The organism is Planctomycetaceae bacterium (assembly GCA_041398825.1).
In the GTDB taxonomy this organism is placed as follows: domain Bacteria; phylum Planctomycetota; class Planctomycetia; order Planctomycetales; family Planctomycetaceae; genus F1-80-MAGs062.
Window position 1 is genome coordinate 1 of sequence record JAWKTX010000033.1, and the last position, 1,724, is coordinate 1,724.

The following is a 1,724-nucleotide window of genomic DNA, read 5'->3' on the forward strand; positions in this document are numbered from 1 at the left end:
GAGAAAGCCGGCCGCATTGCGGGCGTTGGATTCTTCAAGCTGGATGATCATCAGTACGGGCGACGAAGCCTCTTCGAATGTTGCGGTTGTCATGTCCTCTGTGTCCAGCCGCCAGCGCAGTTCACCAGTGGTTCGATCAAATGCAAACAACGCATCGCCCAGTGGAGTCGAACGCATCCCCACTCGTTGCATCGGGTCCACGCGACGTTTGGGGCCGATAATCGTCAGATAAACATTCAGTAAATCTGCGCGGGCAAACAGTCCTGGTCGTGGAGTCAATGAACTTCGGATCGCATTGTCAGTTCCTCCGGATTCCGCATTTCTCAGTTCTTCCGGTAGATCAAATGTGGAAACCTGACCATTCGAGAGGTCAATCAGGCTGAACTTCAATGGTGAATACGCCAGTAAAGTGTCTGCGTCGAGGACCTGAAAACTTGTGACGTCGGGCAGTTCGATCCGGCGGCTTACAAAGCCATTGGCTGGATTGATCCATTCCATCACTCGCGGGTTCTTCTTCACCCGCTCTGGTCTCAGCACAATCAGGTCTCGTCCTGCGGCCGTCAGGCTGGAGATGGCATCATCTGACGTCAGGGGGCTTCCTTCGATCAGGGTGCCATCAGAAAGCCTGCGGCATTCCACCACGCGCGTTCTTGTATTCAGAAGAACCACTGCTTCCGAAGTTGCGGTTGCGTAATACTCTTTCATGGCTCCCCGAAGTGCCCAGCGCGTCGTGCCGGTGCTGAGATCAATGATCTCAATCCGGCCTTCATCCTGAAGACAGATAAAGCGATCGGAGCCACCGCAGATGGTGATCGAGCCGGCTGACGTGATGCCCAGAACAGACCGCTGATAGATGGTAATGTCCACGAAAGGCATCGCGGCCGGCTCCCGACCGTAGCGAAGATCACTGGTGCTTCGCGACCAGAGCGGTCGTCGGCTGATTGCAGATACCGCAGACACCGTTCGCAACGAATGTCCAAGCACGACAGTTCCATATCGGAGCAACGTTCCGCTGGATTCGCCATAGGGACGCGAAGTGTCCAGCGTGAGAGGCAGTAGACAGGGAACCGCATCTGTGCCCGGGGGAATGGCCGGGGCGGCATGACCACAAACCCGGTCTGCAACGCTGTTGTAATTCCAGATGTACCGGCTGAGATAAATGTCATTGACATCCAGTATCCGCACAGGCGTATCGGGAGACCGATAGACATTTGAAAGCACAGGAATCCCGATGAGCTGATCGTCCGGCCACGTTGACAGCTGAGCTCGCGAAAGCCGATCCCATTCTTCCCGCTCGACGCGAATCTCATGCAGCTGCGATCCCGGATCGGCAATGGAAGACACAGGCAACTTCACAGCTTGCTCTTCTATAAACCCGGTCAGCAGGTATCGAATGTCCTGATCATGGGCGTTGTCTCGCCATTCAAGAAGTCGCCGAATGACTCTCGAACGCTGATCATCGGACTGGGCGGCAAGGGAAAGAAGCTGGGCAAGCCTGTCATCAAACAAGCCCGCGTCTGCGCGAGCGTCACTTCGTTTCATCGCTTCTTCGCAGACTGCCGGATGATCAATCAAAACCAGCATCTCATCCGAAAGCGATTCGATAAAACGCAGCAGAGTCGGCGACTGATGTGTGTCGGGCGATGCGAATTGCGCCGTGACCTGACGCAGCAGCCAGTAATTCAGGTCCTGAAAATGTTTAAGAGGGTCCGGAGTTCTCCCGG

General features: G+C 55.4%; 1 protein-coding gene. It reads right to left on the reverse strand.

Going from position 1 to position 1,724, the window contains the following annotated elements; genetic code table 11:
* The coding region (locus R3C20_26065; protein MEZ6043973.1) for a hypothetical protein at nt 1-1,724 on the reverse strand (1,724 nt) is incomplete at both ends.